Origin of the sequence: Streptoalloteichus tenebrarius (assembly GCF_024171885.1) — a bacterium.
Lineage (GTDB): Bacteria > Actinomycetota > Actinomycetes > Mycobacteriales > Pseudonocardiaceae > Streptoalloteichus > Streptoalloteichus tenebrarius.
Genome location: NZ_JAMTCP010000005.1, coordinates 164,259 through 177,431 on the forward strand (window position 1 = coordinate 164,259; position 13,173 = coordinate 177,431).

Sequence of the window (13,173 nt, forward strand, 5' to 3'; positions counted from 1 at the left end):
GAGTCCGTCTCGCTGGGGGAGTCCGTCTCGCTGGGGGAGTCCGTCTCGCTGGGGGAGTCCGTCTCGCTGGGGGAGTCCGTCTCCGTGACGGGGACGGCCGCGCCGGCGGCCACGGCGTCCCGCAGGAACCGGCCGACGCGCGGACCCGCCCCCGGCGACCCGCCCGTGACCAGCAGCGTCGCCTCGGCCAGCCCGTAGCAGGGGTAGAACGCCTCCCCGCGGAAGCCGCAGGGCGCGAACGCCGAGGCGAACGCGTCCAGCGTCTCCGCCCGCACCGGCTCCGCGCCGCAGAACGCCAGGTCCCACCCGCTCAGGTCCAGCCCTGCTCTGTCCTCTTCGGACACCTTGCGCACGCAGAGGTCGTAGGCGAAGTTCGGCCCGCCCCCGCACGTCGCCCCGCGCTCGGAGATCACCCGCAGCCAGGTGACGGGGCGCTGGAGGAAGGCGAGCGGGGAGAGCAGGGTGACCGGGAACCCGCCGAAGATCGGCCCGAGCACGCCGCCGATGAGCCCCATGTCGTGGTACGGCGGGAGCCAGATCGCGCCGCGGCTGCGCTCGCCCAGCCCGAACCTCTCGTGGATCGCGGCGAGGTTGTGTGTCAGGTTGGCGTGGCTGAGCACGACGCCTCGGGGCGTCGCCGTGGAACCGGACGTGTACTGGAGGAAGGCGGGCGCGTCCTCGGACACCGGCTCCGGTGTCCAGCTCGGGTCCTCCTCGGCCGCCAGGTCGTCGGTCGACAGCCAGGTCAGCTCGCCGAGACCCGCCCGCGTGCCCAGGGCGGCCGCACCCGCGCGCACGGCGGCGGTGGTGAGGGCGAAGCGGGCCCGCGCGTTCCCGGCCACGGCCCGCAGCCGGCCGAGCGACCGCTCCCACCGCGCCGGGTCCGGCGGGTACACGGGGACGGCGAGCGTTCCGGCGTACAGGCAGCCGAAGAACGCGGCGACGTACTCGGGGCCGGGCGGGTAGAGCAGCAGCGCGCGTTCCCCTGAGGCGCCCGCCTCGCGCAGCCGCACCGCGATCAGCCGCGCCAGGCGGTCGAGGGTCGCGTAGTCGACGGTTCGTTCCCTGACGGGATCGGACCTTCCGGCCTCCGTCCCGGCCGACACCGCCGACACCGCCGACACCGCCGACACAGCCGACCCGGCCACGTCCTCCGCACCGGCGTCGAGGTCCAGGAAGGTGAAGGCCTCGGCGCGGGGAGTGCGCGTCGCCCGCTCGCGGAGCAGGTCGGGCAGGGCGCCCACGCGGTGCCGCTCTCGCATCTGCAATCCCCCGGTGTCGGTGGCCGCGCGAGGTCGAGGCCCGTCGACGGACGACAGGGCCAGGCGACGACGGGTTGGCTGTGTGAGAAGAAACGGTCTTTTCCCGCCGGTTCCGGGACTCGGGAAAGCCGATCCGTCAGCGAAGCTACGGTCGTCCGCCGAACACTGTCAATGGTCCGGTCGGGGCACGACACGGGTGGGCTCCGAGTGGTGCGGAGAGCGGGGGACAACGGCACGAACCGTCCGTCGTCGACTTTCGGTCACGTCTCTGTCGGAAGGGTCGGACTGGTGGGCGGAGTGAGCGGACAATCGGCCCCCGAGCAGCCTGTTCACGGCATGTGGGCCGGCGCGTCGTCCGCGAGACGCGTGCCTCCTGACCTGTCCGGACAGCGGAGATCTCCATGGGTGGCGCCGGTTTGGCCGGGGGCAGGGGAACCGCGCCCAGGTGGTCGCGCGCGGTATTCGATCGTGTGCCGGGACGAAGGAATTTTCGTGGGGAATCCGAGGACGCCGAGGATCTCCTGTCGACCATTCCGTTCGCTCTGTCGAACAACCGGAAGATCGTTTTAGGGACGGTGTCGAGATCTTCTGATTCCGGCGGCGGCGGGCGTGACGGACGAGCGGCGCTCACGGGCCGCGCCCCGCCGCCGGCCGTCCATGATGGACTGTCTACAGAGGACACCAGAGGTCGGGGTGCGGCGAGCGGCGGACCAGGACCGGGAAGGGGCCGACGGTGGTGGCCGACCGGGACGCCGGACGCCACCTCGCTGGGCGCGAGCCGGTGCGGTCGGGACGCGCGGCGCTGGGGCGGGCGTCCCGGGGGAGGGCGCCGCCTCCCTCACCCCTGCCCGGTCGCCTGCCGGCGGCGTCGCCCCTCCTCGTCGCGGCGACGGCGGGGCACGCCGGGGGTCCCGCGCGCGACGTGCCGCCCTCTCGGCGCGGGGACGTCCGGCGCGGCGGAGGTGGGCTCGCCGGCGTCGAACTCCAGCAGGTAGCCGCGCCCCCACGCCGTGCAAATCACCAGGCCCAACGGGGCGATCCGCCGGCGCAGCCGCTTGATGTGCAGGTCGAGCGCGTTGCGGGTGGCCGTGCGGTCGCCGTCGGACAGCCGGGCGCGCAGCGCCTCCCTGGGCACCAGCGCGCCGAACCGCAGCACGAGCAGCTCCAGGAGCTGGGCCTCGGCCGGGGAGACGGAGATGGACCGCTCGCCGACGCCCAGCACGCCGCTGGGATCCAGCCTCGGGGTGCGGTGCGCCCGCGCCTTGGCGCGCAGCGCCGCCATCCGCGCCAGCAGGTCCTCCCTCGGCACCGGCGCGCGGACCCAGTCCTCCCGGACGTCCGAGCAGATCGGGGCCGCGGAGCCGGCCTCGACCACGAGCAGGCGCAGCACCCCCAGCTCGCGGAAGCGCTCGCGACGGGCGGAGTCGAAGGGCCAGCGCAGGAGCTGGACCTCGTCCCGGTCCCAGCGCGCGTCGGGCGGCGCGCCCGCGTCGGACCGGGCCGGATCGGGCCGGGCTGGGTCGGGCCGGGCTGGGTCGGGCCGGGCTGGGTCGAAACGGGCTGAGTCGAATCGGGCTGGGTCGAACCGGGTGGTGTCGAACCGTGCGGAGCCCAGGGTCTCGGACACCCCGCCCCCTTTCCGCGGCCGGTCGCGCCCACGGCCGGACAGGGGCGGGTGCGCAGCGGGCGGACCCGGCGGCGCCGGGCCGACGCCGGAGCCGGCTCCGGGCCGACGCCGACTCGGGCCAACACCGGGACCAACGCCGAGACCCACGTCGCAGCGCCACCGCGGTGTCGACCGACGGCGCCGACGACGTGTCGACGAGGTGTCGACGCGATGCCGACGCCGTGTCGCCCCGCCGTTCCTGGCCGCCTTTTCGTCCCGCGAAATTCGGCCACATTTGCTGACAAAACCTGACGGGATCCGATGCTATGGACGCGGGTGATCCACGTCAAGGGAACATATTGATCTCACAAGGACGGAGTACGCGTCGGTTCCGGGGGAGTCGGTCGAGTGGCGCGAACAGGCCACTGTCGGCATCCATGCGGAGCAGTGATCCCAGAAAACGAGAATGTGACGCGCATCACAGGGTCTGCTCCCGTTTTTCCTCCGGTGTGACCTGGGGTTTCTCTGGATCTTGGCGAGAGGTCGGAGTCGGCGGCCGTGGTTCGACGGAGCCGTCCCCGGTCGGTGGGAAAACGTTCTCCTCGTTATCGCCCTGCGTTCACGCGATCATGACCGCGCCGTTTTCGCTGGCTCGGTCGGGACACGCCCCATCGAGGAATGCGCCGTGGCGCGTCCGGCGATCACGGGGGCTCGATCGACCTCGGCTGCGCGAAGAACCCCTCCGGGTCGTACGCCGCCTTCACCCGGCGCAGTCGCGGATAGTTCTCGCCGTAATACGCGTGCTGCCAGTCCGGCAGCTTCGGGTCGAGGAAGTTCTGGTACGAGTGCCCCGAGCCCCACAGCCGGACCACGGCGAAGCAGCGGTCGATCCACTGCTCTCCCGCCCGCCTGCCCGCGTCCGTCACGTGCGGGTCCATGCCCATCGAGTACCCGGCGTAGAACCGGTGCGCCCGGTGCGCGAACGCGGTCGCGTCGGGTGGCACGCGGTTCGCGGCGCCGCCGAACGCGATCAGGTCCAGATCCCGGGCCTGGCCGGGAAAACGGCCGTCGTCGAACGCCGCCAGCAGCGCGCGCACGCCCTGGCGCGGCAGCACGCGGTCGACGAAGTTCCCCCGTGCCAGGGCGAACGCGTAGCGGGTCAGCTTCGCCAGCGGGTTGTGCCCCACCGTGTGGCACTCCGCGACGCTGAAACCCTCGCAGTCGAACCAGGCCATGAGCGTGTCGCGGTAGGAGCGGGTGATCACGGTGTCGACCTCCGGCTCCGCCCCGACGCGCTCCACCAGCTCCGCGCGGAGCGCCGCGAAGTCGTCAGGATCGCCGAACCACACTCCCGCGGCCCGCAGTCGCGGCTCGCTTTCCTCGGTGGCGTCCGGAAGTCCGATGTTCAGCACTGCCGCCAGCGCGTCGGGGGCCTCCGGCGCCCACCGCTGCCAGGCGTCGACCACGTCCTCGGCCACCGACCACGGCCAGATCAGCGTGTAGCTCACGACGTCCCTCGGCACCGGCACGGCGCGCAGGGTGAACTCGGTGACCACGCCGAAGTTGCCGCCACCTCCACCCCGCAGCGCCCAGAACAGGTCGGGATGCCGGTCGGCGTCGCACTCCACGACCCGGCCGTCGGCGAGGACCACCCTGGCGGCGAGCACGTGGTCGACCGTCAGGCCGTGGGCGCGGCACTCCAGACCGATCCCGCCGCCCTGCGCCAGCCCACCCACCGCCACCGTCGCGCACCACCCCAACGGCACCGCGAGGTCCTCGCGCAGCGTCCGGTCGTACACGTCGACCACCTGCGCGCCGGCCTCGGCGCGGACCACCGCGCCGGACAGCTCGACGGCGGCCATCCGGGACAGGTCGATGACCACACCCGGCCCCGCCGTGTACCCCGCGTTGCTGTGGCCGCCGCTGCGCGGCACGCACCGCAGGCCCGACGACCGGACGAAGCGGACCGCCTCCCTGACGTCGGCCTCGGTCCGGCAGAGCACGACCGCCTGCGGGCGGATGTGGTCGAACTGGCGCAGCGCGACCACGCGCGCCGCGTCGTAACCGTCGTCGTCGGGCAGGACCAGGTCTCCGTCGAGGCTGCGGCGCAGGGCGTTCCAGTCGGGTCTCGCTGTGGCCATCGATCCTCGCTTCCGGCGGGCGGGGAGCGGCGGGACGTCTCGGCGCGGGATGCGGGCGTCCGTCGGCCGGGGAACCGGTCAGTCGGGGCGGGTGGCGACCGCGACCAGGTAGCCCCCCGAGGGGCCGCACCGCGCCGGCCGCAGGCCCGCCTCGGACATCAGGGCGGCCATCGCGTCGGCGTGCCGCAGTCGGGGCAGCCTGCGGGCCAGCCACAACGACAGGCGGCGGAGCGGCCCGGGCGGCACGTGCTCGACCACCACGCACACGCCGCCCGGTCGGAGCACCCGCGCCACCTCCCGGAGCCCGGCCCGCTGGTCGGCCCAGTGGCCGAAGGACGTCGTGCTCACGACCACGTCGACCCCGGCGTCCTCGATCGGCAGCGCCTCGGCCGCGCCCACCGACACCACGGCCGCGGGGACCTGGCGCGCCGCGACCGCCGCCATGCGGGGCGCGGGGTCCACACCCGCCAGCCGCGTGTCGGGCCACCGCGCGGCGAGCCGCGCGAGCAGTCGGCCGGTGCCGCACCCGACGTCGAGCACCGCACCTGGCGGCGTCTTGGAGTCGGCGACGGCGGCGATCGCCAGATCGTGCGCCGGCGCGCACGAGGCGCCGTAGCGCTCGTCGTATACGGGCGCGATCCGGTCGAACGTCCTGACGTGCCCCGGACCGCCCATCGTGCCCCCGTCGTGTGGTCGCCCGCCGCCGGACCGCGTTCTCGGCGCGCGGGCGACGGTCCACGCCGCTTTTCGGCGCGTGTTTTTCGTTGTCCTGTCTCGTCTTTGGTCGTCCCCGCCGTTTCGGCGTCGTTTCGCGCCGACGCGTCGCCGGCGCTTTGTTCGCCATTCGTCGGCCGGCGTGCTGGCCGCCGGTGTGCCGCATCGAATTATGAGGCGGCGGTCCTCGGGGCGGCAGCGCCGACCGGGTGAAGCCCCGCTGGTCACCACCGGCTCCACTGACAGATCTTTGACCGGATCTCCCTGGGGCTGCCCGGATGCCCCCTGCTTTCCACCGTCCACAATGGATCGTTTTCTCGCCCGTGCTCACCGCGGCGGCAGGACGCTCACCTCGCGACGGTCACCGTGCCCGCGTCGTACCGGCCGCGCCGGTACTGCCGGCGTTCGGCGGGGGAGCGCAGTGACTCCATCAGCGTCGCCGTCCGCCGGGGCCGCTCCACCTCGGCGAACCCCATGGCCGTCCGGAGCGCGGGGCGCACGAAGACCTCGAACGACACCATCGCGCTCACCGGGTTCCCCGGCAGTGTCACGACCGGGACCCCGCCGGACGCCGTCGGGCACCGCCCCAGGGCGTGTCCTCACAGTTGGTGTGGTTGATCAGCTTTGATCTTGGGTTGTGGTGCGTGGGCACGAGTTGGCCGACGAGCAGTGGCAGGCGATCGAGCCGTGGTTGCCCGCCTCTCACGCGAAGGGACGCCCACGGGTGGACGAGGCATCCGTGTGATCAACGGGATGTTGTTCAAGGCGAAGACGGGTGTGGCCTGGCGTGACCTGCCGAAACGGCATAGGCCCTAGAAGGTTTCGACAACCGGTTCTGGTGGTGGTCGCGCACCGGATCCCTGACCAGTCCGGGCCGACCCGCCACCCCGCCGAGCCGGGTGATCGCGGACAACGGCTACCCCAGCCGATCCGCTCCCACCTGCGCCGACGCCCGTATCCCAGCGACGATTCCCGAACGCCGTGACCAGCAGACCCACCGGCTGCGCCACGGCCGGACAGAGGGGACGCCCACCGGCCTTCGACCGCACTGCCGACCCACGCCGCACCGTGGTTGAGCGGTGCGTCAACCGTCTCACGCGGTTCCGTGCCCTCGGACCCGGTTCGACAAGACCGCCATGTCCTACCAGGGCGTGATCGATCTGGCCACGCTGCGCATCACGCTGTGAGGACACGCCCTGGGGCGTGTCCTCACAGTTGGTGTGGTTGATCAGCTTTGATCTTGGGTTGTGGTGCGTAGGCATGAGTTGACTGACGAGCAGTGGCAGGCGATCGAGCCGTGGTTGCCTGCCTCTCACGCGAAGGGACGCCCCAGGGTGGACGAGGCATCCGTGTGATCAACGGGATGTTGTTCAAGGCGAAGACGGGTGTGGCATGGCGTGGTCTGCCGAAACGGCATAGGCCCTAGAAGGTTTCGACAACCGGTTCTGGCGGTGGTCACGCACCCGCGCCCTGACCACCCGTGGGTGAGGCGGGTGCGCGTGATCGCCGAGACGATCATCGAACTCGCCCGCGAGGGTGGCGGTCGACTCCAGCATCGTGCGATGCGCACCAGCACGCCGTCGGCGCCCGCCGCACCACCGCGTCTCACACAGGGGGAGGGCGGATCGTGCGGCGGGGCACGGTGAGCTATCTGATCATGATCTCGGTCGCTCCTGCGGTGGACGCACCACCACGATCCATCTCGCCCGCGTCGGTCATGGACGACCGTTGTCGGTTGTGCTCCAGCGCGGGCAACGTCCACGACTGCGCCATGTTCCCCCAGGTCATGGCGAGAGCCGAGTTGGCGTCGGCCGGGTCCGGGCCGACCCGCCACCCCGCCGAGCCGGGTGATCGCGGACAAGGGCTACCCCAGCCGATCCGCCTGATCAATCTGGGCGCCCTGCTCATCTGGCTTTGAGGACAGACCCCAGTCCCTGGGGGCCGCCCGGCTGCACCGCCACCTTGGTGAACGCCGTGGCCGGACAGGGCGTCCTTGACCACCTCGTACGCTCCCGCGCTCACCCCGCCCGAGGTCAGGACCAGGTCGACGGACTCCACCCTCGGCGCCAACGCGGCGTGGAAGGCCGCGACGTCGCGGGTGGAGACGCCTACGTCAGCTCGGCGCGAACCCCGATACGACCCGCGCTCGCCGCGCCGGGGAAGGGTGTCGTCGGGGCGGCCGGGAAAGGGGCGAAAGAAACCTGTCACTCATCTGTCCCGCGTGGCGGAGGCCGGATATTCCGGGCAATAGCGTTTCCGGGGGACGCCGTTCGACGCCGACGACAGCGGGCGCGTGATCATCGGGTCTCGAAGGGCGGGGCGTCCCCACGAGAGGTGGGACGGGCGGCCGCGACGGCGTCCCGACGTTCCGCACCCGCCGCCGGGCGCGAGCCCGGTTCCGCCGTCGCCCCCCCGAGGAGGAGCGGCTCATGGGTTCCGTGGTCGTGGTGGGCGCCGGGCCGACCGGGCTGGCCCTGGCCGCCGAGCTGGCCGGCGCCGGCGTGGCCTGCCGCGTGCTGGAGAAGCGCGCCCGGCCCACGCCGTGGTCCCGCGCCTGCGGGGTGGAGCCGCGCACGCTGGAGCTGCTCGACCTGCGGGGCGGGGCGGCGGAACTGGTGGACCGGGGCCTGCCGTGGGCGCGTCAGCCGGTCGGCGACGGCAGGGCCTTCCTCGACTACGGCCGGCTCGACACGCCCCACCCGTACATCCTGATCATCCCGCAGCACCGCACCGAGGAGGTGCTGGAGGCGCAGGCCGTCCGGGCCGGCGCGGAGATCGCGCGGGGAGCCCGCGTCGTGGACATGGCGCGGGACGACGACGCGGTCACGCTCACCGTGGCCGGGGAGGACCGGACGTGGACCGAGCGGGCGGACTACGTCGTGGGCTGCGACGGGGTCCGCAGCACGGTGCGGGAGCTGGCCGGCATCGGCTTCCACGGCCACGCCTACGAACAGTCCCTGGTCGTCGCCGACGTCCGGCTCCACCGACCGCCCGACCCCGAGGTGGACGCCAGGATCACCGGGCGCGGCATGGTGGCCGTCTTCCCGTTCGGGGACGGGCTGTACCGGCTCATCGTGCTCGACCGCGACCGGATGGCCGCGCCGGCGGACGAGCCGGTCACCGTGGCCGAGCTGCGGGACAGCGTGGTGACGATCTTCGGCTGGGACCTCGGGGTGCACGACCCGTGGTGGATGTCCCGGTTCCGGTGCGCGGAGCGACAGGCCGAGCGGTACCGCCTCGGCCGGGTGCTGCTCGCCGGCGACGCCGCGCACACCCACATGCCCTCCGGCGGCCAGGGCCTGCAACTGGGCGTCCAGGACGCGTTCAACCTCGGGTGGAAGCTCGCGGCCGAGGTCGCGGGCTGGGCCCCGCCCGGCCTGCTGGACAGCTACGAGCGGGAGCGCTGGCCGATCGCCGCGCGGATGCTGCGCCGGACCGAGCTGGCGTTCCGGTACGAGACCTCGTCCTCGTTGCCGGCCAGGGCGGTGCGGCGGATCGGCTACCTGCTCATGCGCTTCGGCCCGTTGCAGATGCCGGTGATCCGCCAGTTCGCCGGCTTCACCCTGCGCTACCCGCCCCCGCCCTCCGCGCCGCGCCACCGCCTGGTCGGCCGCCGGTTGCCCGACGCCCGGCTGCGCGCCGACCACGGCGTCGTCCGGCTGCTGGAGTTGTTCCGCCGACGCCGGTTCGTGCTGCTCGACCAGGGCGCGGGCGTCGAGGGGATCGCGTCGGCGTGGGCGGACCGGGTGGACGTCGTGCGCGCCACGGTGCTCGACGGCCGCCGGTGGCCGGACGTCGTCCTGTTCCGGCCGGACGCCTTCGTGGCGTGGGCCGGGTCGCGCTCGCGCCTCCACCGGCTGTCGGAGGCGCTGTCGAGTTGGTGCGGCGCCCCCTCGCCGCGCGCCACCGCCGACGTCGGCCGTCATCCCTGACGCGGGCCGCCTTGGCGCGGGCCGCCTTGGCGTGGGCCGCCCTGACGTGGGCCGCCGTCCCCACCGCACCTCGACCGAGTGATCGGGACGCGCGGAGCGGTCGCCGATAGCGCTCCTGTGATCGTGAGTCGCGCCTCCTCCGGCGCTCCCGAGTCCCCCGTCGGTTCCATCGACCCGGCCGACCCGGTCGGACCTGACGACAGGGCGGTGAGCTGGCGGCGGTTCGCGGACGAGGCACCCGAGCTGGCCACGGCGGTCCGCGCCCGACTGCTCGCGGCCAAGCACCACGTGTTGGCCACCCTGCGCCGCGACGGCGCGCCGAGGGTCAGCGGCACCGAGGTCGACTTCCACGGCCCCGACCTCGTGCTCGGCTCGATGTGGGGCGCCGTCAAGGCCAGGGACCTGCGCAGGGACGGCCGCTACGCCCTGCACGCGAACCCGGGGGACGGCTCGATGCGGGGCGGTGACGCCAAGGTCGCCGGCCTCGCCGTCGAGGTGCGGGACCAGGAGGAGCTGCGGTCCTTCGCCGAGGCGGCCGAGCCGCTCCAGCCGTTCCAGCTCTTCCGCCTGCTGCTGACCGAGGCCGTGCTCACCACGCCCGCGCCCGACGGGCAGCACATCGTGATCGAGTGGTGGCGGCCGGGCGAGCCGGTGGCGCGGTTCGCCCGCTACCCGAGCTACCCGCCCCGGCGGATCGACGGGGGCGGGGCCGCCACCGCCGGCGGGGCCGAGCCGTCGTCCTGATCCCGCCGTCTCCTGATCCCCGCGGCCCTTCGACTGTCCACAGTGGACGTCACCGTCGCCCGATCTCCGTTGCCCGGACGAGTGAAGTCCCGGCGCGCCGCGCCGGATTTGCCGTCGGAGGTCGCTCCGGCTCGCCCACGCTGGGGGCATGGTGGGCGCTGGCGAGGAACCACGGACCCTCTCCCGGAGAGCGATGCTGGGCGCGGCCGGCGGGGCCCTCGCCGGCGGGGCGCTGACGCACCTGGCCCCGTCCGCCAGTCCGGCCCCGTCGGCGGACCCCCTTCCCCCCGGCGGCTCCGGCCGGTCGCCGGGCGTGCCGGGGGAGCCGAACGCCGCGCTGGCCCTGCTGTGGTGGGGCGAGCAACGCCAGGTGTGGACGCCGATCGGCTGGAAGGACCACCTGTTCCGGTTCAACGTCCTGTACGACGGCACCGTCCTGTGCGAGCCGGGACCGGCGTGGGCCGCCAAGCCCAACGTCGAGCCGTACCGGGACCGGAACTTCCAGCTCGGGTTCGTGCCGTGGCCGAACGGGATCGCGCCCGCGTTGCCCGACCGGCACTACTACCTCTACCGCGAGGACATGGGCGTCGGCCTCCAGGGCTGGGACCGGGCGCACGTGGCCCCCGTGCTGTGGACCGAGCACCGCCTCCAGGAGGGGCTGGTGTTCCGGCAGTGGATGTTCGCGCACATCCCCGGCGGCAAGGACGTCCAGACCGCCGTCGAGCCCCTGTACGCCTGGATCAGGCTGTCGGTGGAGCACGTCGACGAACGGCACGCGCCCGCCAGCTTCCCCATGGCCGTCCGGTTGAGCCGGCGGTACGTGTTCCACGAGGCCCCCTACCTGTTCCAGGACGGGGTCGTGTTGCAGGCCAGGCCGGAGCGGGCGCCGCTGGAGGAGAGCAGGGGAGAGCTGCTGCACGCGCAGACCTCGCAGGTCGACGACGACGGGAGCGGGGGAGGGGGCGGCGAGGTCGTCCACGTCCTGAACCAGGCCGACGAGGTGCGGCTGGTCGCCGGGCCGGCCCCTGCCGGGTCGGTCGTCTTCGGCCCCGGCGCGGCCGACGGGATCTTCAACCTCGCCGTCACGCTCCCCGCCCGGCGCGGCGCGCGGGTCGACCTGCTCCTGCCGATGCTGCCGACCGCCCGCGCCGACGTCGACGCCGAACTGGCCCTCGGCTACGACCGCGCCCTGGCCGAGGCGGACGCCTACTGGGCGCCCCCGCGGGACGTCGCCTCGATCACCACGCCGGAGCCGCTGGTCAACGAGGTGTTCCTGCGCAGCCCCTCCTTCGCCGAGGTGATCGCCGAACGGAGCCCGGAGAACGGCGTCCCCACATTCCTCACCGGCTCCTTCGCCTACGACGTCCTGTACACCACGCCGACCTCGATGGTCGCCCACATGTTCCTCGACCCGTTGGGCTGGCACGAGGTCGTGGACCGGCACCTGGAGGTCTACCGCCACACGCAGGGCGGCGAGCGCGCGCCGGGGCCGGCCTACCCCCAGCACCCCGGCTACTTCGCCAGCCCCGGCTACCTCCGCGCCTACGACTGGCTCACCGACCACGGCGCGGTCCTGCTCGCGGTCGCGACGCACGCGCTGCTCAGCGGCGACGAGGACTTCGTCGCCCGCTGGCGGGAGCCCGTGGTGGCCGGCTGCGAGTTCCTCAGGGACGTCTGCGCGATCACCGACCACGAGGGCGTCAAGGGACTCATGCCGCCCGGCGTCGCCAACGACGAGCTGACCGTCGTCCAGGCAGTCTCCACGCAGGCGTGGAACTACAAGGGGCTCACCACCGCCGTGCGCATGCTGCGCCGGTACGGGCACCCCAGGGCCGAGGAGTTCGCCGCCTTCGCCGAGCGGTTCCGGCAGACCTTCGTCGACGCCTTCCGGAAGCTGTGCGCGGCCGCGCCGACCTGGACCGCGCCCGACGGGACCCGACACCCGGTGCCCCAGGTCAGCTTCACGCCCAAGCCGGACAACATCTTCCACGAGGCGTTCATGCTCGACAGCGGGCCGCTGGTGCTGGTGTGGGCCGGCCTGCTGCCCGCCGGCGACGAGCTGATGGCCTCCTGCCGCGAGTACTTCCGCGTCGGGCCCAACACCCGGCTGCTCGGCCCCAGGACCAACCCCATCGCCCGTCCCGTGCTCATCCACGAGATCTCGTCCTGCGAGCCCTGCTATAGCTGGAACATCGTCCACTCCTGGCAGCTCGGGGAGCGCGAGCGGTTCCTGGAGGGCATGTACAGCCTGCTCGTCGCCGGGATCTCCCCGCACACGTTCATCTCCAACGAGCACCGGCACGGCGTCTACGGGAACCTGTTCACCCACCCGCTGCTGACCTGGTGCGTCCGGCTCGCCGTGGTGGACGACGAGATCGCCCCCGACGAGCTGCACCTGCTCCGGCTGTGCCCGCTGGCGTGGGTCGCCGCCGACACCGAGACGGCCTTCGAGCGGATCGCCACGCTGTTCGGCCCGGTCTCCCTGCGGTTCCGGCTGGCCCCCGACCACCGGACGCTCACCGTGTCCTACCAGGGGCGGTGGCGGACCCCGCCGAAGGCCGTGGCGGTGCACGCGCCGCCCGTGCCGGGCCTGACCACGATGAAGATCAACGGCCACGCCCACCGCGTCACGCCGGGGCAGCCGGTGCGGCTGCCCCCGTCCTGACCGGCGGCGCGGCCCCCGGTGCGGCGGAGGCGGGCGAGGGAACCGGCGCTCCTGTCCCACTCCCTGGTCCGTGCTCCGGTCGGCGGGTGGCGGACGCGGCCGTCGTGGG

8 protein-coding genes and 2 pseudogenes are annotated in these 13,173 nt (G+C 73.4%); 4 read left to right on the top strand and 6 right to left on the bottom strand.

The window, feature by feature from the left end; translation table 11 throughout:
• From LX15_RS07505 to LX15_RS07525, 5 genes and pseudogenes are all read right to left on the bottom strand, one after another.
• Positions 1–1,262, bottom strand: a 1,262-nt coding sequence (locus tag LX15_RS07505; protein ID WP_253668766.1) for an AMP-binding protein, incomplete at its 3' end; no start/stop codon positions are given.
• Between the two features lie 838 nt (positions 1,263–2,100).
• On the bottom strand, positions 2,101–2,889 hold the full coding sequence (locus LX15_RS33030; protein ID WP_253668767.1) for a winged helix-turn-helix domain-containing protein: 789 nt from the start codon (positions 2,887–2,889) through the stop codon (positions 2,101–2,103).
• Positions 2,890–3,569: 680 nt separating this feature from the next.
• The gene (locus tag LX15_RS07515) at positions 3,570–5,009 is read right to left on the bottom strand and encodes an FAD-binding oxidoreductase (RefSeq protein ID WP_253668768.1); all 1,440 of its coding nucleotides are present in this window, start codon (positions 5,007–5,009) and stop codon (positions 3,570–3,572) included.
• A gap of 78 nt (positions 5,010–5,087) precedes the next feature.
• Complete coding sequence (locus LX15_RS07520; protein WP_253668769.1) at positions 5,088–5,684, bottom strand: class I SAM-dependent methyltransferase; 597 nt, start codon at positions 5,682–5,684, stop codon at positions 5,088–5,090.
• Positions 5,685–6,091: 407 nt separating this feature from the next.
• A pseudogene (locus LX15_RS07525) lies at positions 6,092–6,286 on the bottom strand (molybdopterin molybdotransferase MoeA); the annotation flags it as partial.
• Between the two features lie 1,064 nt (positions 6,287–7,350).
• Here LX15_RS07525 and LX15_RS07535 point away from each other — a divergent pair.
• The gene (locus tag LX15_RS07535) at positions 7,351–7,641 is read left to right on the top strand and encodes a hypothetical protein (RefSeq protein WP_253668770.1); all 291 of its coding nucleotides are present in this window, start codon (positions 7,351–7,353) and stop codon (positions 7,639–7,641) included.
• A gap of 7 nt (positions 7,642–7,648) precedes the next feature.
• On the opposite strand, the pseudogene LX15_RS07540 reads toward LX15_RS07535, so the two are convergent.
• Positions 7,649–7,817, bottom strand: a pseudogene (locus LX15_RS07540) (molybdopterin-binding protein); the annotation flags it as partial.
• 335 nt (positions 7,818–8,152) lie between these two features.
• Between LX15_RS07540 and LX15_RS07545 the strand changes: the two are divergent.
• The 3 genes from LX15_RS07545 to LX15_RS07555 all read left to right on the top strand — a co-directional run bounded on the left by LX15_RS07545 (position 8,153) and on the right by LX15_RS07555 (position 13,064).
• Positions 8,153–9,655 (top strand): FAD-dependent monooxygenase, encoded by a 1,503-nt coding sequence (locus LX15_RS07545; protein ID WP_253668771.1) that lies wholly within the window; start codon positions 8,153–8,155, stop codon positions 9,653–9,655.
• A gap of 123 nt (positions 9,656–9,778) precedes the next feature.
• Positions 9,779–10,399 (top strand): pyridoxamine 5'-phosphate oxidase family protein, encoded by a 621-nt coding sequence (locus LX15_RS07550; RefSeq protein WP_308213423.1) that lies wholly within the window; start codon positions 9,779–9,781, stop codon positions 10,397–10,399.
• Positions 10,400–10,547: 148 nt separating this feature from the next.
• Positions 10,548–13,064, top strand: a complete 2,517-nt coding sequence (locus LX15_RS07555; RefSeq protein WP_253668772.1) for a hypothetical protein — start codon at positions 10,548–10,550, stop codon at positions 13,062–13,064.
• The last annotated feature ends 109 nt before the right edge of the window (positions 13,065–13,173 follow it).